This window comes from Modestobacter sp. KNN46-3, assembly GCF_011039295.1.
Genome location: NZ_JAAKGN010000004.1, coordinates 21,091 through 37,711, shown reverse-complemented (window position 1 = coordinate 37,711; position 16,621 = coordinate 21,091). Strand labels below are relative to the sequence as shown.

Genomic DNA, 16,621 nt, shown 5'->3' with positions numbered 1-16,621 from the left:
CCGCCGGCCGCTGCCGACGGCGGGCCGGGGAGCGGCATCTACCCTCGACGGTCGTGCTCGTCCTCGCGCTCGACACCGCCACCCCGACCCTCGTCGTCGGGCTGGCCGAGGTCACCTCGACCCGGGTGGAGGGTGCGCTGCTGCTCCCCGCCCAGCGCACCGTCGAGGTGCTCGCCGAACGGGCCCTCCCGTCGGGGAACCGGCACGCCGAACTGCTCACCCCGGCGATCCGCGAGGTGCTCGCCGAGGGCGGGGTCGCGATGCGTCAGGTGGACTCCTTCGTGGTGGGGCTGGGGCCGGGCCCGTTCACCGGGTTGCGGGTCGGGGTGGTCACCGCGGCCGCCCTGGGTGACGCGATCGGGACGACGGTCTACGGCGTCTGCTCGCTGGACGCCGTCGGTGACGGCGCCCGGTCGGTGGTCACCGACGCGCGGCGCAAGGAGGTCCACTGGGCCACCTACGGTGCTGACGGGGAGCGGCTGACCGGCCCCGGCGTCGACCGGCCGGAGGACGCCCCGGTCACCGACCCGGTCGTCGGGGACGTCCGGTTCACCGAGCGGCTGGGCCGCGAGGTGGTCGCCGCCGAGGTCACCACCGCCGGGCTGCTGCGCGCCGCCGTGCCGCTGTTCGACCGGCCGCCGGCAGCGCTGGAGCCGCTGTACCTCCGCCGTCCCGACGCGGTGCCGTCGGTGACCCGCAAGCCGGTGAGCCAGTGAGCGTGCGGCTGCGCGACATGACCGTCGCGGACCTGCCCCGGGTGATGGAGCTGGAGGAGGAGCTCTTCGCGCCGGACACCTGGACCGAGTGGATGTACCGGGACGAGCTCGCCCGTCCCGACACCCGGCACTACCTGGTCGCCGTCGATGCCGATGCCGACGCCGACGCCGTGGTCGGCTACGCCGGGCTGATCGCCTATCCCTACGAGGCGCACATCGCGACCATCGGGGTGGCCGGCACGCGGCAGCACGAGGGGATCGGGGCGCTGCTGCTGGACGCGCTGCTCGCCGAGGCGGACGGGCGGCGCACGCCGGTGCTGCTGGAGGTCCGCGAGGACGACGAGGCGACCCAGGCGTTCTACCGCCGGCGCGGGTTCGCCGAGATCGGCCGCCGCCCGAACTACTACCCGCTCAGTGGGAAGGACGCCGTCGTGATGCTGCGGGAGGTGCGGCGATGAGCCAGCCGCTGGTGCTGGGGTTCGAGACCTCGTGCGACGAGACCGGGATCGGGCTGGTGCGCGGGCAGACGTTGCTGTCCGACGCGCTGGCCACGTCCATGGCCGAGCATGAGCGCTTCGGCGGGGTGGTCCCGGAGATCGCCAGCCGGGCGCACCTGGAGGCGATGGTCCCGACCGTGCACCGGTCGCTGGCCGACGCCGGGGTGACCCTGCGCGACGTCGACGCGATCGCCGTCACCGCCGGCCCGGGGCTCACCGGCGCGCTCCTGGTGGGCGTGGCCGCGGCCAAGGCCTACGCGCTGGCCCTCGACGTCCCGCTGTACGGGGTGAACCACCTGGCCGCGCACGTCGCCGTCGACGAGCTGGAGCACGGCCGGCTGGCCGAGCCCTCGATCGCGCTGCTCGTCTCCGGCGGGCACAGCTCCCTGCTGCTGGTGCCCGACCTCGCCCAGGACGTGCAGGAGCTGGGCCGGACGATCGACGACGCCGCGGGGGAGGCCTTCGACAAGGTCGCCCGGGTGCTCGACCTGCCCTTCCCAGGCGGCCCGCCGATCGACCGCGCCGCCCGGGAGGGCGACCCGCGGGCGATCGCCTTCCCGCGCGGGCTCACCGGCCCCCGGGACGCGACCTACGACTTCTCCTTCTCCGGGCTGAAGACGGCGGTGGCCCGGTGGGTGGAGGGCCGGGAGCGGGCCGGGGAGCCGGTGTCGGTCGCCGACGTCTCCGCGTCCTTCCAGGAGGCGGTGGTCGACGTGCTGACCGCCAAGGCGGTGCGGGCCTGCCGCGACCACGGGGTCGACCACCTGGTCATCGGCGGCGGTGTGGCGGCCAACTCGCGGCTGCGCGCCCTGGCCCAGGAGCGCTGCGACGCCGCCGGGATCGTGCTGCGCACCCCGAGCCCGCGGCTGTGCACCGACAACGGTGCGATGGTGGCCGCGCTCGGCTCCCGCCTGGTGGAGGCGGGAGTGCCGGCGGCGCCGATCGACCTGGGCGCCGACAGCTCCATGCCGATCGACCTCATCAGCCGCTGAACCACCGAAATGGCCATTTTGGTGGACTAGGGGGCCGCGCAGACCAGCACGGTGGGGGCGCCGGCGACGCGGGTGACGACGACGACCGCGCTGTCCTCGCCGGGGCCGCGGAGCTGGCGGGCCAGCGTCTCGGGCTCGATCGGCGACCCCCGCTTCTTCACCACCACCCGGCCGACGCCGCGGGCGCGCAGCAGCGCCTTGAGCTTCTTCAGGTTGAACGGCAGCACGTCGGTCACCCGGTAGGAGCTCACCCACGGGGAGTCCGCGGCCGCGTCGGAGGTCAGGTACGCGATCGTCGGGTCGACCAGGGTCGCGTCCAGCTCGGTCGCGGCCAGGGCGACCAGCCCGGAGCGGATGACCGCGGGGTCGGGTTCGTGCAGCCAGCCGCGCACCGGGCCCGGCTCGGCGTCACCCGGGTCGGTGTCGGCGGTCAGCTCGTGCACCACGCCGTCCCGGCCGACGACGGTGGCCCGGCGCCAGGTGCGCGACGGCGCCCGCCCCCACAGCAGCGCCTCCACGATCGACCCGCCCAGCGACACCCACTCGGCCTCCACCCCGGCGGGCACCCGGTCGTGGTCCAGCCCGGGAGCCACCTTGACCACGCACGTGGGGGCGGTGTCGAGCAGGGCCTGCGCCGTCGACCACGGCGGGGACCAGCGGTCGGGGTCGAGCTGGCGGCGTCCGCCGGCCCGCCGGGCGGGGTCCAGGACGGCGGCGTCGCAGCCGGCCACCCGGCCCCCGGTCGCGGCGGCCACCAGGTCGACCGCGTCCGCCGCGCGTACCTCGACGCCGCGGAGCCCCGCCGCCGCGGCGTTGAGCCGGGTGAGCTCGCGGGCGACCGGGTCCAGGTCGACGGCGACCACGGCGGCGCCGGCCCGGGCCAGCGCGATCGTGTCGGTGCCGGCGGCGCAGCCGAGGTCGACCACCGACCGGGCGCCGGCGGCCAGCAACCGGGCTGCCCGCCGGTCGGCGAGGAGCGGACGGCCGGCCTGCTCCAGCGCGTCGGCGGTGAAGAAGAAGCGGTCGGCGTCGGCGCCGAAGGCCGGCCGGGCCCGCTCCCGCTGCCGGGCGATGCCCCAGGCCGGGCCGGCCAGCTCCACTCCCACCTCGGACCGCAGCCGGGTCAGCGCGGTGACGGCGTCGGTGCGGTCGGCCAGCAGCTCCCGCGCGCGGGTCAGCGCGGCCGCGCCGGCCGGGGTCGCGAGCGCCTGCAGCTGGCGCACCGTCTCCGCTGCCTGCCCGTCGGTCTCGTCGTCGTGGGGGTCGCCGGGCACCGGCACAGCCTGGCGCATCGCCGTCCCCACCTGGGCGGGACCCCGGTTGAGCGGCTGGCACTCACATGGGTAGAGTGCCAATCGACACGGGCCGGGCCCCGACCCCCGCGACGGCGAGGCCCAGCCCCCGTGCCACAGCATCAGCACCATCCATTCGAGAGCCCGTCCGACACCGAAGGGGGCGTCACGACGTGACGACCGCTACCAAGGTCAACATCAAGCCGCTCGAGGACCGCGTGGTCGTCCAGGCCAACGAGGCCGAGACCACCACCGCCTCTGGCCTGGTCATCCCGGACACCGCCAAGGAGAAGCCCCAGGAGGGCACCGTCGTCGCAGTCGGCCCCGGCCGCGTCGACGACAACGGCAACCGGGTCCCGCTCGACGTGAACGTCGGCGACGTGGTCATCTACTCGAAGTACGGCGGCACCGAGGTGCGCTACGGCGGCGAGGACTACCTCGTCCTGTCCGCGCGCGACCTGCTCGCCGTCGTGGAGAAGTGACCGCACTCCTCCGCTAGACCAGCACGACACCGCCCCGGCGACCCGAACCACCGGGTCCCGGGGCGGTCGTCGTCTGCCCCCGTTCTCCTCCGCACCACCTGAGAGAGGTCTGGCATGGCCAAGATCATCCTGTTCGACGAGGACGCCCGTCGCGCCCTCGAGCGTGGCGTCGACAAGCTCGCCGACGCCGTCAAGGTCACCCTCGGCCCCCGTGGCCGCAACGTGGTCATCAACAAGAACTTCGGCGCTCCGACGATCACCAACGACGGCGTGACCATCGCCCGGGAGATCGAGCTCGAGGACCCGTACGAGAACCTCGGCGCCCAGCTCGCCAAGAACGTCGCCACCAAGACCAACGACGTCGCCGGTGACGGCACCACCACCGCCACCGTGCTGGCCCAGGCCCTCGTGCACGAGGGCCTGCGCAACGTCGCCGCCGGGGCCAACCCGATGAGCCTGGGCCGCGGCATGCGCGCCGCCGTCGACGCGGTCTCCGCCGCCCTCGACGCCGTCGCCATCCCCGTCGACGACCGCAAGGCGATCGCCGGGGTCGCCACCGTCTCCGCCCAGGACGCCGAGGTCGGCGAGCTGATCGGCGAGGCGATGGAGCGGGTCGGCAAGGACGGCGTCATCACCGTCGAAGAGGCCAACGGCATGACCACCGACCTGGACGTCACCGAGGGCGTGCAGTTCGACAAGGGCTACCTGTCGCCGTACTTCGTCACCGACAACGAGTCGATGGAGGCCGTCCTCGAGGACGCCCTCGTCCTCATGGTCAGCGGCAAGGTCAGCGCCCTGGCCGACCTGCTGCCGCTGCTGGAGAAGGTGCTGGCGACCGGCAGCCGCCCGCTGTTGATCGTGGCCGAGGACGTCGAGGGCGAGGCGCTGTCCACCCTGGTCGTCAACTCCATCCGCAAGACCGTCAAGGTCGTCGCGGTGAAGTCGCCCTACTTCGGCGACCGGCGCAAGGCGTTCATGACCGACCTCGCCATCGTCACCGGTGGCCAGGTCGTCAGCGAGGACGTCGGCCTGTCCCTGGACGGCGTCGGCCTCGAGGTGCTGGGCACCGCGCGCCGGGTGACCGTCACCAAGGACGACACCACGATCGTCGACGGCGGCGGCACCTCCGGCGCCGTGGCCGACCGGGTCGCCCAGATCCGCAAGGAGATCGAGGCGACCGACTCCGACTGGGACCGCGAGAAGCTGCAGGAGCGGCTGGCCAAGCTGGCCGGCGGCATCGCGGTCATCCGGGTCGGTGCCGCCACCGAGGTGGAGATGAAGGAGCGCAAGCACCGCATCGAGGACGCGATCGCCGCCACCCGCGCTGCGGTGGAGGAGGGCGTCGTCCCCGGTGGTGGCTCCGCGCTGGTGCACGCCGCCTCGGCGATCGACGACCTGGAGCTGACCGGCGACGAGCTGATCGGCGCCCGGTCGGTGCGCAAGGCGATCGACTCGCCGCTGTCGCTGATCGCCTCCAACGCCGGGTTCGAGGGGCCGGTCGTCGTCGGCCGGGTCCGTGAGCTGGGTGTGGGTCAGGGCTTCAACGCCGCCACCGGCGAGTACGGCGACCTGGCCGCCCAGGGCGTCATCGACCCGGTCAAGGTCACCAAGGCGGCCCTGTCGCACGCCGCCTCGATCGCGGCCATGGTGCTCACCACCGACTCCGCGATCGTGGAGAAGCCCGCCGAGCAGGAGTCCGACGGCGCCGGGCACCACACCCACGGGCACTCGCACGGCCACGGGCACAGCCACTGAGCTGAGCGCGACCGGCTGACACCCGCCCCCGCTCCCGTCTGGGAGCGGGGGCGGACCCGTTCGTGGCCGCGGGCGCACCACCCATGAGGGTCAGTCCACCGAGACAGGGGCTCAACGTGCCGTTCGCGCCGTCGATGGGGTGGGGTGCCAGACGTGGAGGTCGGTGAGCGGGCGGTGCCCCGCCCGGATCCGGCGACCCCTGAGGACGCCGTCGAGCTGGCGGCTGCCCTCGACGAACTGGAGGCGCTGTCCCGCTTCGACGTCGACGGAATCGGTGACCGGGCGCAGCAGGCCGAGGACGCCGCCCGCGCGCTGGGGGCACCCGAGCTGGAGCTGCGTGCCCGGCTGGTGCTGGCGGACCTGGCCCGACGGCGCGGCGACGTAGCCGAGGCCGGCCGGATCGCCCGCCAGGTGCAGCGCTGGGCCACCGACGCGGACGCCCGGCACCTGCTGTCCCGCAGCCACTTCCTGCTGGCGGCCGTCCTTCAGGAGCTGGGCGACCTCTCGCTCGCCCTGGAGCACGCCGTCCAGTCCGTGCACCTGCTCGGGGACGAGGACCCGCCGGTGCTGCGGATCGACCACCTCGCCCGGATGGCCGACTGCCAGGGCCTGCAGGGTGACGAGGGAGCCCGGGAGCGCTACGCGGAGGTGTTCGGTCTCGCCGAGCAGCTCGGTGACGTGGACCGCCAGTTGCTGATCCTGAACAACTGGGCCTACGTGGAGACGATCGCCGGCCGGTACGAGCGCGCACTGGGGCTGAGCACGCAACTGCAGGCACTCGCCGAACGGCACGGGGTGCCGTTGCACGTCGGACGGCTGGACACCATCGCCCGTGCCCTTCTGGGGCTGGGCCGGCTGGAGGAGGCGGAGCACGCACTGGCGCCGGGAACGGAGTCCGGGGCGCTGGACGCCTCGCCGGACGGGGACGCCGGTGCGGACTTCCTGCTGACCCTGGCCGAGGTGCGCCGTCGCCGAGGGCACGTGGCCGGCGCCCAGGAGGTGCTGGACGAGTGCGTGCGACGGTGCGAGCAGCACGGGCTGACCGCCATCCGGGTGCGCGCCCGGCGGGAGCAGGCCGAGCTGCACGCAGCGGGTGCGGACTACAAGGCGGCGTTCGAGGAGCACCAGCTGTACAGCCAGGCGGCGCTGGACCTCCAGTCCGCGCAACGCGACGCCCGGGCCCGGGCGCTGCAGGCGATGTACGAGGCGACCGAGGCGCGGCGGCAGAGCCGGCGCTACCGCGAGCTCTCGCTGCGTGACCCGCTGACCGGCCTGTACAACCGCCGCTTCGTCGACGACCAGCTCCCGCAGCTGCTGGACCGGGCGATCACGACGACCGAGATCGTCTCCGTGGCGCTGGTCGACCTGGACCACTTCAAGCGGGTCAACGACACGTGGTCGCACGACGTCGGCGACCAGGTGCTCCGCGCGGTGGCGGCGGAACTCGAGGTCGCGGCGTCGGGCGGCGCCGCGCCGGGTGGCTTCGCCGCGCGGATGGGGGGCGAGGAGTTCCTGCTGGTGCTCGTCGGCGGGGACCTGCCGCGCGCCGTCCGGCAGCTGGACGACCTGCGCCGGGCGGTCGCCGCGCACCCCTGGGCCGAGCTGGCCGACGGCCTCACGCTGACCCTCAGCGCGGGGGTGGCGACCACGGCCGGGGGCGCTTGGACGGCGCTCGCCGACCTGCTCAGCCGCGCCGACGAGCACCTGTACGAGGCCAAGACCCGGGGACGGGACCGCGTCGTCAGCGACCTGGGCTGAGCGGACCCCGGATCCCGGACAGCCGAGAGGGCCGGTCCGACGCGTTCGTCGGACCGGCCCTCTCGGCAACTCGTCAGCGGGGGAGGCCTCCCGCGGACGGATCAGACCGCAGCGGCGATGGCAGCGGGCTCTGCGGCGATCAGCCGCGCTCGCTCCTCCTCGCTCATGCCGCCCCAGACCCCGTAGGGCTCGCGGACCGACAGGGCGTGCTGGAGGCAGGACTCGATGACCGGGCAACGTCCGCAGACGGCCTTGGCGGCGGCCTGGCGGCGCGCACGGGCCGGGCCGCGCTCGCCGTCGGGGTGGAAGAAGAGCGAGGTGCTCTCGCCCCGGCAGGAACCGTGCAGCTGCCAGTCCCAGACCTCGGCCACGGGGTTGGGCAGTCGGCGGATGTCAGCCATTGGACCTCCTCGGCTCAGTGCACCGGGGGGTCTGCCCGGTCGCTTCCGGGCCGATGCCCGCTGCCGACGAGCCGCAAACACGACCGATCGCGTTCGTCGTGCGGGATCGGCCGAGTTGTGCTTCGGCCGCCGCGCGCTCACAGGTCGTCACCCGCGGGGGTGACGGCCACTGTCGCCGCGCTACCCACAGGATCAAGGTGATCACAGTGAGTGCCGACCACCAGGGTGGGGGACACCCCGACACCCGTCCGGGAGACCGGAGGTGCCGGCGCTCCCGGGAGCGGGGGGACCACCTCGCTCCGGCCACCCGCCCGGGCGACGCCCGGTCGGTACGCCGCCGGTTCCGACCGGCGCAGACGGGAGCAGTCGTGATCGAGGACAGGACGCGGGGCAACGGCAGCGGTGGATCCGTCGTCTGGGTGTTCGACGAGCGGCGCCGGGTCCGGGACGACGTCGCCGGCCGGCTGCTCGCCCTGCCCTTCGTCAGCCGCGTCGAGGCCGTCGCCGACCCGGCGTCGCTGATGGCCCGGCTGGACAACCGCGTGCCCGACGTCCTGCTCGTCGGCACCCAGCGGGCGACCGACAGCGGGCTGTCCGTGGCCACCCAGGTCCTGCGTGCCCACACGACGTTGCCGGTGCTCATGCTCGGGGCACCGGACGACGCCGAGACCGTGCGCGCCGCGGTGTCCCTCGGCGCCCGCGGGTACCTCCGCTGGGACGCCAGCCCCCTCGAGCTCGGGCTGGGCCTGTCCCGTACCGGCATGCGCCCCGACGGCGGGCGCCTGCCCCACCAGCTGGCCCCTGCGCCGCGCAGCGCCCAGCAGGCGGGCGTGCTCGCCGGCGCACCCGCCGGCTCGGGCTGGGGTGGTGCCAGCCCGCTGGCCGGCCTGGCCCCGACCACGGTGCGCTCGACCGTGCCCGAGACGCCGCAGGTCGCCCTGTCCGCGCGGGAGATGCAGGTGCTCACCGGGATGAGCCAGGGCAAGAGCAACGCCCAGATCGGCCGGGAGCTCTACCTGTCCGAGGACACGATCAAGACCCACGCGCGGCGGCTGTTCCGCAAGCTCGGCGCCAAGGACCGCGCCGAGGCCGTGGCCACCGGCTTCCGCCGCGGGATCATGCACTGAGCTGGATCGGCAAACCCAGCCAGAAGCGGCTGAGCGCGGTGTCCGGACTTCCGGACACCGCGCTCGGCCGCTTCTCGGGACCATGGACGGAGACGGCTCAGCCTCCGGGGTCCTCCGTCAGTCGTCGCGGGCGTGGCGGCCGCCGGTGCCGTGCCGGCCGGTGGGCTCCTCGCGCTCGGCCAGGGCGGCGATCCCGTCGGCGTAGCCGCTGGCGTAGTCCCAGCTGACGTAGTCGTCGGGGTCGGGGTCGAACGGCGGCTCGTGCCGGCCGGTCTGCCCCTCGTCCAGCAGCTGGCGCAGGTTCGCCTGCATCAGCGCCCAGTCGACGTGGTGCTCCTCGTCGCAGTCGGGGCAGTCCACGACGATGCCCTTGACCCCGGTGGGCTCCAGCAGCGTGCGGAAGACCTCCAGCTCGGCCAGGTCGTCGAGCACCCCGGCCCGCTCCTCCATGGTCAGCGGTGGCTGCACCGAGTGGTCACCGGAGCCGAGCTCGCCCCCGAAGTCCGGGTCGCGATCCGGGGTCGCGCCGAATGCGTCGTCCCACGCGTCCACGTGTCCTCCTCGCCGGCCAGGGCCGGCATCCTCGGTCATTGCTGGTCAGCCAGCAGTCGGCCGGGCACGCCCGACCGACGGACCACGGTAGCGGGGCGAGGGACCCCTCCGGTGCTCCGCCTAGCATGTGGGGGGATCCAGTGCGCCTGGCGAGGCGCTCCCACCGAAGAAGTCGAGAGGGTGGCGGCACATGCAGCCCGACGAGCGCATCCCTGAACTGCCGGCCAAGTTCGCCCCGCTGGGGCTGACCTACGACGACGTCCTGCTGGTCCCCGGGGCCTCGGACATCGTCCCCACCGACGTGGAGACCAGCACCCGGCTGACCCGCGGCATCCGGCTGGCCATCCCGTTGGTCTCCTCGGCGATGGACACCGTCACCGAGTCGCGGATGGCGATCGCCATGGCCCGTGCCGGTGGCATCGGGGTCCTGCACCGCAACCTCGCCGCCGAGGACCAGGCCGGCCAGGTCGACCTGGTCAAGCGCTCCGAGGCCGGCATGGTCACCAACCCGGTCACCTGCTCCCCGGACAACACCCTCGCCGAGGTCGACGCGCTGTCGGCCCGCTACCGGATCTCCGGGGCACCGGTCGTGGACGCCGAGGGCGTGCTGGTCGGCATGGTCACCAACCGGGACATGCGCTTCGAGACCGACCAGCACCGGCTGGTGCGCGACGTGATGACGCCGCTGCCGCTGGTCACCGCCCCGGTGGGCGTCGACCCGGATCGGGCGCTGGCGCTGCTCAAGCAGCACAAGATCGAGAAGCTGCCGCTGGTGGACGACGGCGGGCGGCTGCGCGGGCTGATCACCGTCAAGGACTTCGTCAAGCGCGACCAGTACCCCAACGCCACGAAGGACGTCGACGGGCGGCTGTCCGTCGGTGCCGCGCTGGGCGTGGGCGAGGACGCCTACAAGCGGGCCGGGCTGCTCGTGGACGCCGGGGTCGACGTGCTCGTCGTCGACACCGCCCACGGCCACCAGCGCGCCGTGCTGGACATGGTCGCCCGGGTGAAGAAGGACTTCGCGAACGTGGGCCACGGCGTGCAGGTGGTCGGGGGCAACATCGCCACCCGGGCCGGCGCGCAGGCGCTGATCGACGCCGGGGTCGACGCGGTCAAGGTCGGCGTCGGGCCGGGCTCGATCTGCACCACCCGCGTGGTGGCCGGGGTCGGCGTCCCGCAGGTCACCGCCATCTACGAGGCCGCGCTCGCCGCCCGCCCGGCCGGGGTCCCGGTCATCGCCGACGGCGGGCTCCAGTACTCCGGTGACATCGTCAAGGCGCTGGTCGCCGGCGCGGACACCGTCATGATCGGCGGCCTGTTCGCCGGGGTCGAGGAGGCCCCGGGGGAGCTGGTCTTCATGAACGGCAAGCAGTACAAGACCTACCGCGGCATGGGCTCCCTCGGCGCGATGCAGAAGCGCGGCAACCAGTCCTTCAGCCGGGACCGCTACTTCGCCGACGACGTCCTCTCCGACGACAAGCTCGTGCCCGAGGGGATCGAGGGGCAGGTGCCCTACCGCGGGCCGCTGTCCGGGGTCGCCCACCAGCTGGTCGGCGGGCTCCGCGCCGGCATGGGCTACGCGGGTGCGGCCACCGTCGCCGACCTGCAGGAGCGCGGCCAGCTGACCCGGATCACCTCCGCGGGGCTCACCGAGAGCCACCCGCACGACATCCAGATGACCGTCGAAGCCCCCAACTACCGAGGCCGCTGACCCCATGCCAGTACGTGACAACGTCGAGATCGGCCTGAACCGCTTCGCCCGCCGGGGCTACGACCTGGACGAGGTGTCGATCGTCCCCTCCCGGCGCACCCGGGACCACGACGACGTCTCCACCGCCTGGCAGATCGACGCCTTCAGGTTCGAGATCCCGCTCGTCACCAGCCCCAGCGACGCGGTGGTCAGCCCGGAGACCGCGGTCGCGGTCGGTCAGGCCGGTGGCCTGGGTGTGCTCAACGCCGAGGGCCTGTGGGCCCGGTACGACGACCCGACCGACGTCTACCGCCGCCTGCGCGACGCCGCCGGGCCCGACAGCGGCCCGCCGACCGCGCTGCTGCAGGAGGTCTACGCCGAGCCGGTGAAGCCGGACCTGATCGCCGCCCGGATCAAGGAGGTGCGGGACGCCGGGGTGACCACGGCGGTGCGCGTCTCCCCGCAGCACACCGTGGCGCTCGCCCCGACCGTGCTCGCCGCCGGGGTCGACCTGCTGGTCATCCAGGGCACGATCGTCTCCGCCGAGCACGTCACCACCGGCGGGGACGCGTTGAACCTCAAGGAGTTCATCGCCGACCTCGACGTCCCGGTGATCGTCGGCGGCGCGGCGGACTACCAGACCGCGCTGCACCTGATGCGCACCGGCGCCGCCGGCGTGATCGTCGGCGTGGGCGCCGACAGCTGGTCCACCGCCGACGCCGTGATGGGCGTCCGGGTGCCGCTGGCCAGCGCGATCGCCGACGCCGCGGCGGCCCGCCGCGACTACCTCGACGAGACCGGTGGCCGGTACGTGCACGTCATCGCCAACGGCCGGATCGAGACCAGCGGCGCCATCGCCCGGGCGCTGGCCTGCGGTGCCGACGCCGTCCAGCTCGGGGAGCCGCTGCGCACCGCCGCGGAGGCGCCGGCCGGCGGCGTGTGGTGGGACTCCGTGGCCGCGCACCCGCGACTGCCCCGCGGCGGCACGTCCGCACCGGCGCAGGCCCGCGGCTCGCTGGAGGAGGTGCTGCTCGGCCCGGCCACCTCCGCCGACGGGCGCACCAACCTCTTCGGTGCTCTGCGCCGCACCATGGCCAAGACCGGCTACCGGGACCTCAAGGAGTTCCAGCGGGTCGACCTGGTGATCGGTGGCAACGGCGACACCGCGGCCGGTCCCGGCCACCTGGTGGGCTGACGCCCCCGATGAGCAGCAGCCCCACCACCAGCAGCCCGGCCACGATGGACTTCCCGACCGTGCTGGTCGTCGACTTCGGTGCCCAGTACGCCCAGCTGATCGCCCGCCGGATCCGGGAGGCCGGGGTCTACTCCGAGCTCGTCGGCTCCGACGTGCCGGTCGCCGAGCTGCTGGCCCGCAAGCCGGCGGCGATCGTGCTCTCCGGCGGGCCCTCCAGCGTCTACGCCGAGGACGCCCCGCAGGTCGACCCGGCCGTCTTCGAGGCGGGGGTGCCGGCCTTCGGCATCTGCTACGGCTTCCAGGCGATGGCCGCCAGCCTCGGCGGCACCGTGGCCCGCACCGGCGACCGGGAGTACGGCGGCACCCCGCTGACCGTGACCACCCCGGGTCAGCTGTTCGGCGAGCTGCCGAACGAGCAGTCGGTGTGGATGAGCCACGGCGACGCGGTCAGCGCCGCACCGCCCGGCTTCACCGTCACCGCCACCAGCACCGGCGCCCCGGTCGCGGCCTTCGAGGACGTCGACCGGCGGCTGGCCGGCGTGCAGTTCCACCCCGAGGTGAAGAACACCCCGCACGGGCAGACGGTGCTCGAGCACTTCCTGTTCGACATCGCCGGCCTGGAGCCGAGCTGGACGATGGCCAACGTCGTCGACGAGCAGGTCGCGTCGATCCGCGCGCAGATCGGCGACCGCCGCGCCATCTGCGGGCTGTCCGGTGGGGTCGACTCCGCGGTGGCCGCGGCGCTGGTCCAGCGGGCCATCGGTGACCGGCTCACCTGCGTCTACGTCGACCACGGGCTGATGCGCGAGGGCGAGACCGAGCAGATCGAACGGGACTTCGTCGCCGTCACCGGAGCCGACCTGCGCGTCGTCGACGCCAGCGAGCAGTTCCTCGCCGCGCTGGCGGGGGTCAGTGACCCGGAGACGAAGCGGAAGATCATCGGCCGGGAGTTCATCCGGGTCTTCGAGCAGGCCGCCCTCGACGTGATCGCCGACGCCAAGGAGCACGGCGAGACCGTCGACTTCCTGGTGCAGGGCACCCTCTACCCCGACGTGGTGGAGTCCGGTGGCGGCACCGGGACGGCGAACATCAAGAGCCACCACAACGTCGGCGGGCTGCCCGAGGACCTGACCTTCACCCTGGTCGAGCCGTTGCGCACGCTGTTCAAGGACGAGGTGCGCGAGGTCGGCCGGCAGCTGGGCCTGCCCGACACCCTGGTGCAGCGCCAGCCCTTCCCCGGCCCGGGCCTCGGCATCCGGATCATCGGTGAGGTCACCCGTGACCGGCTGGACGTGCTGCGTCAGGCCGACGCGATCGCCCGCGAGGAGCTCACCGCGGCGCACCTGGACACCGAGATCTGGCAGTGCCCGGTGGTACTGCTGGCCGACGTCCGCAGCGTGGGCGTGCAGGGCGACGGGCGCACCTACGGACACCCCGTGGTGCTGCGCCCGGTGTCCAGCGAGGACGCGATGACCGCGGACTGGACCCGGCTGCCCTACGACGTGCTGGCGAAGATCTCCACCCGGATCACCAACGAGGTGGCCGAGGTGAACCGGGTCGTGCTCGACGTGACGAGCAAGCCGCCGGGCACCATCGAGTGGGAGTGAGCGGGAGGACCCCGACCGTCACCTCTTCCTGACGCCGCCGGGGATGGTCGGGCGGGGGCGCTCCGGCGCGTCACCTGTTCGGGGGCGCCGAGTGGCGAGGGCCGGCGGCTCATGATCAGGTTGTCGCCGATCTGATCGTCCACGCGAGGAGGTGCCGGAGTGACCGCCGGGGTGTGGCCACTCTGGCCGAGCGCGCTGGCCCTCGTCGCCATGGCAGCGGTGATCGTCTTCGCCGGCATCCGGCTGACCCGCGCCGCCGACGAGCTCGCCGACCGCACCCGGACTGGGCGACGCGATCGGTGGCGCCCTGCTGCTCGGTGCGGTCACCTCCCTGCCGGGCATCGTGACCACCGCGACCGGCGCGCTGGAGGGCGATGCCGGGTTCGGCCTGGCCAACCCGATCGGCGGCGTCGCGGTGCAGATGGTCTGGCTGGCCATCGCCGACCTGGTCTACCGCCGGGCGAACCTGGAGCACGCCGCCGCCTCATTGGAGAACGTGCTGCAGGCGCTGCTCCTGGTCGGGATGCTGTCCCTGCCGGTGGTCGCCTACGCCACCCCCACGCTGCAGTGGGGCTGGATCCACCCGGTGACCCTGCTGATCCCGCTGCTCTACGGCTACGGGCTGGTCCTGCTCCGGCGGATGCACGACCACCCCATGTGGCAACCCATCCAGACCTCGGCCACGGTCGAGGACGTCGAACCCGACGGCACCGACGCCTCGACCCGGCGGCTGTGGGGCCGGCTCGCGGCGCTCGCGCTGGTGGTCGGCGTCGCCGGCTGGGTGATCGGCCAGGCCGGGCTGGGTGTCGTCCAGGCGACCGGGCTGCCCAGCGGCGTCGTCGGCTTCACCCTGACCACGGCGGTCACCTCGCTGCCCGAGCTCGTCGTGCTGATCACCGCGGTGCGGATGGGGGCGCTGACCCTGGGCATCGGCAACATCATCGGCGGGAACGTCTTCGACACCCTGATGATCCCGGTGGCCGACGTCGCCTACCTGGAGGGGCCGGTCTACCGCGACGCCGGTGAGATCAGCCTGGTGCTGCTCGGCGGCACGATCCTGATGACCGTCGTGCTGGCGACCGGGCTGGTGATGCGCGAGCGCAAGGGGGTCGGGTTCGAGGGCATCCTGCTGCCGCTGATCTACCTCGGCACCGTGGCCATCGCGGTCGTCACGCGCTGAGTGGCCGGGCCCGGGGGCGTCCCCCGGGCCCGGCCACCGCCGCCCTCAACTCCGGCGGCGGGCCTTGCGCCACTCGTTGACCAGCAGCGCGACCCCGGCGCCGATCAGGATGACCCAGGCGATGCCGTCGCCGAACCAGGCGAGGTCGAGGTCCACCCCGGCCATCAGCAGCACCGCCACCAGGATGAACAGCACCCCGGCCACCAGAGCCCCGGGGTCGATGTCGCGTCGGCGGTCGGAGGAGTCGCCGGGGGAGGCGGTGGAGCTCCCGGTCGTGCTGCCGGTCGTGCCCTGGGGGAACACCTCGGTGTCCCGCCGTCCGTAGGGGTCGTGCTCAGCCACGGGACACCTCCACGTCGCCCAGACCGGAGTGGATCATGATCTCGAACTCCGGGTCGGAGTCCCCGGACCACTCGTCCGTCCCCCGACCGGGGAAGAAGCCGCTCGTCACGCTGTCGCCGAACAGGTCGGTCTCGCCGACCCCCTGGACGACGTCCAGCTCCACGTCGGCGGAGAAGGGCACGATCACCTCGATGTCGCCGATCCCGGAGTCGATCCGGGTGGTGATCGGGGAGTCCAGGTCGTCGAGGTCGACGCCGCGCAGGTCCAGCAGCAGGTCGCCGGCGCCGTTCTCGTAGTCCGACTGCACGGCGGCGGCCGACGCCGGGCGCCAGGTGCGGTCGCCCATCCCGCCGGACGGGACGTCGACGGTCGAGGCGATCGCCAGCGCCACGGAGAGCACCAGGCCGAGCCCGATGAGCCCGCCCTTGGCGCCCCGGCCGATCCCGGTCAGCGCGCCGACCATCAGGCCGACGCCGACGACGAGGAGGGCGATGCCCAGGACGCCGCGGGCACCCAGCTCCACGTCGGTGAACTGGTCCAGCAGCACCGCGATGCCAGCGATGATCAGCAGCGCCGCGACCGTCACGCCGGGCACCGGAGAACGCGGGCCGGTGCGGGCCTGGTCCGGGACGCCGGGCTGGCCGGGCGGCGCCGCGGGGGCGGCCGGCATGAGCAGCCACAGCAGCACGTAGATGATCAGGCCGCTGCCGCCCGCGAGGGTCAGCGCGATGGCGCCCACCCGCCACAGCAGGGCGTCCACACCGGTGTAGTCGGCCAGGCCGCCGGCGACGCCGCCGATCACCCGGTCCGTGCGGCTGCGGCGCAACGGTGGACGCGCCACCGGCCCCGGTGGCGGCGGAGGCGGCCACGAGCCCGGTGGCTGCTCGGCCGCCGGGGGCGGGGCGGAGGGAGGGAGTGCTGAGGTCATGCCACGAGCCTGCCGACTCCGCTCGCCCCGCGGTATCAGGGAACCCCCTGGACCGACCCTGATCCCCGACGGTCGCCCTGCCTCCGGGTGATCACCGGTGTGCGTGG

16 protein-coding genes are annotated in these 16,621 nt (G+C 73.9%); 11 read left to right on the top strand and 5 right to left on the bottom strand.

The window, feature by feature from the left end:
* The first annotated feature begins 53 nt into the window (after nt 1-53).
* The 3 genes from tsaB to tsaD are packed head-to-tail and all read left to right on the top strand — an operon-like array spanning nt 54 to nt 2,205.
* Entirely contained in the window at nt 54-716 is a 663-nt protein-coding gene (gene tsaB, locus G5C62_RS02475) for a tRNA (adenosine(37)-N6)-threonylcarbamoyltransferase complex dimerization subunit type 1 TsaB (RefSeq protein WP_164699887.1), read from the top strand.
* Nucleotides 713-1,174 (top strand): ribosomal protein S18-alanine N-acetyltransferase, encoded by a 462-nt coding sequence (rimI, locus tag G5C62_RS02470; protein ID WP_241175666.1) that lies wholly within the window; start codon nt 713-715, stop codon nt 1,172-1,174. The genes tsaB and rimI overlap by 4 nt, the downstream gene beginning before the upstream one ends.
* Complete coding sequence (gene tsaD / locus G5C62_RS02465) at nt 1,171-2,205, top strand: tRNA (adenosine(37)-N6)-threonylcarbamoyltransferase complex transferase subunit TsaD (RefSeq protein ID WP_164699886.1); 1,035 nt, start codon at nt 1,171-1,173, stop codon at nt 2,203-2,205. The genes rimI and tsaD overlap by 4 nt, the downstream gene beginning before the upstream one ends.
* 26 nt (nt 2,206-2,231) lie before the next feature.
* On the opposite strand, the gene G5C62_RS02460 is transcribed toward tsaD, so the two are convergent.
* Entirely contained in the window at nt 2,232-3,479 is a 1,248-nt protein-coding gene (locus G5C62_RS02460) for a THUMP-like domain-containing protein (protein ID WP_241175665.1), read from the bottom strand.
* Nucleotides 3,480-3,670: 191 nt separating this feature from the next.
* Between G5C62_RS02460 and groES the strand changes: the two genes are divergently transcribed.
* From groES to G5C62_RS02445, 3 genes are all read left to right on the top strand, one after another.
* Entirely contained in the window at nt 3,671-3,979 is a 309-nt protein-coding gene (groES, locus tag G5C62_RS02455; protein WP_036334331.1) for a co-chaperone GroES, read from the top strand.
* A 114-nt stretch (nt 3,980-4,093) separates the two neighbouring features.
* The gene (gene groL / locus G5C62_RS02450) at nt 4,094-5,734 is read left to right on the top strand and encodes a chaperonin GroEL (protein ID WP_164699884.1); all 1,641 of its coding nucleotides are present in this window, start codon (nt 4,094-4,096) and stop codon (nt 5,732-5,734) included.
* Between the two features lie 144 nt (nt 5,735-5,878).
* Nucleotides 5,879-7,492: a diguanylate cyclase gene (locus G5C62_RS02445; RefSeq protein ID WP_164699883.1), complete on the top strand. Its 1,614-nt coding sequence runs from the start codon at nt 5,879-5,881 to the stop codon at nt 7,490-7,492.
* A 101-nt stretch (nt 7,493-7,593) separates the two neighbouring features.
* On the opposite strand, the gene G5C62_RS02440 is transcribed toward G5C62_RS02445, so the two are convergent.
* The gene (locus G5C62_RS02440; RefSeq protein ID WP_036334333.1) at nt 7,594-7,893 is read right to left on the bottom strand and encodes a WhiB family transcriptional regulator; all 300 of its coding nucleotides are present in this window, start codon (nt 7,891-7,893) and stop codon (nt 7,594-7,596) included.
* A gap of 368 nt (nt 7,894-8,261) precedes the next feature.
* Between G5C62_RS02440 and G5C62_RS02435 the strand changes: the two genes are divergently transcribed.
* The gene (locus G5C62_RS02435; protein WP_164699882.1) at nt 8,262-9,020 is read left to right on the top strand and encodes a response regulator transcription factor; all 759 of its coding nucleotides are present in this window, start codon (nt 8,262-8,264) and stop codon (nt 9,018-9,020) included.
* Nucleotides 9,021-9,137: 117 nt separating this feature from the next.
* Here G5C62_RS02435 and G5C62_RS02430 read toward each other — a convergent pair whose 3' ends face one another.
* A complete protein-coding gene (locus tag G5C62_RS02430; RefSeq protein ID WP_164699881.1) occupies nt 9,138-9,572 on the bottom strand; it encodes a DUF5319 family protein in 435 nt (144 codons plus the stop codon).
* Between the two features lie 190 nt (nt 9,573-9,762).
* On the opposite strand from G5C62_RS02430, the gene guaB reads away from it, so the two are divergent.
* From guaB to G5C62_RS02410, 4 genes are all read left to right on the top strand, one after another.
* Complete coding sequence (gene guaB / locus G5C62_RS02425; RefSeq protein WP_036334336.1) at nt 9,763-11,283, top strand: IMP dehydrogenase; 1,521 nt, start codon at nt 9,763-9,765, stop codon at nt 11,281-11,283.
* A 4-nt stretch (nt 11,284-11,287) separates the two neighbouring features.
* Nucleotides 11,288-12,457: a GuaB3 family IMP dehydrogenase-related protein gene (locus G5C62_RS02420; protein ID WP_164699880.1), complete on the top strand. Its 1,170-nt coding sequence runs from the start codon at nt 11,288-11,290 to the stop codon at nt 12,455-12,457.
* 44 nt (nt 12,458-12,501) lie between these two features.
* Nucleotides 12,502-14,064: a glutamine-hydrolyzing GMP synthase gene (gene guaA, locus G5C62_RS02415; RefSeq protein ID WP_231558020.1), complete on the top strand. Its 1,563-nt coding sequence runs from the start codon at nt 12,502-12,504 to the stop codon at nt 14,062-14,064.
* Nucleotides 14,065-14,407: 343 nt separating this feature from the next.
* The gene (locus G5C62_RS02410; RefSeq protein ID WP_206330436.1) at nt 14,408-15,244 is read left to right on the top strand and encodes a sodium:calcium antiporter; all 837 of its coding nucleotides are present in this window, start codon (nt 14,408-14,410) and stop codon (nt 15,242-15,244) included.
* A 45-nt stretch (nt 15,245-15,289) separates the two neighbouring features.
* Here the strand turns inward: G5C62_RS02410 and G5C62_RS02405 are convergent, their stop codons facing one another.
* Both G5C62_RS02405 and G5C62_RS02400 read right to left on the bottom strand, forming a co-directional pair.
* On the bottom strand, nt 15,290-15,586 hold the full coding sequence (locus tag G5C62_RS02405) for a hypothetical protein (RefSeq protein ID WP_052090894.1): 297 nt from the start codon (nt 15,584-15,586) through the stop codon (nt 15,290-15,292).
* Nucleotides 15,579-16,514, bottom strand: a complete 936-nt coding sequence (locus tag G5C62_RS02400) for a PspC domain-containing protein (protein ID WP_164699879.1) — start codon at nt 16,512-16,514, stop codon at nt 15,579-15,581. Before G5C62_RS02400 ends, G5C62_RS02405 begins: the two co-directional genes overlap by 8 nt.
* Nucleotides 16,515-16,621: the final 107 nt, after the last annotated feature.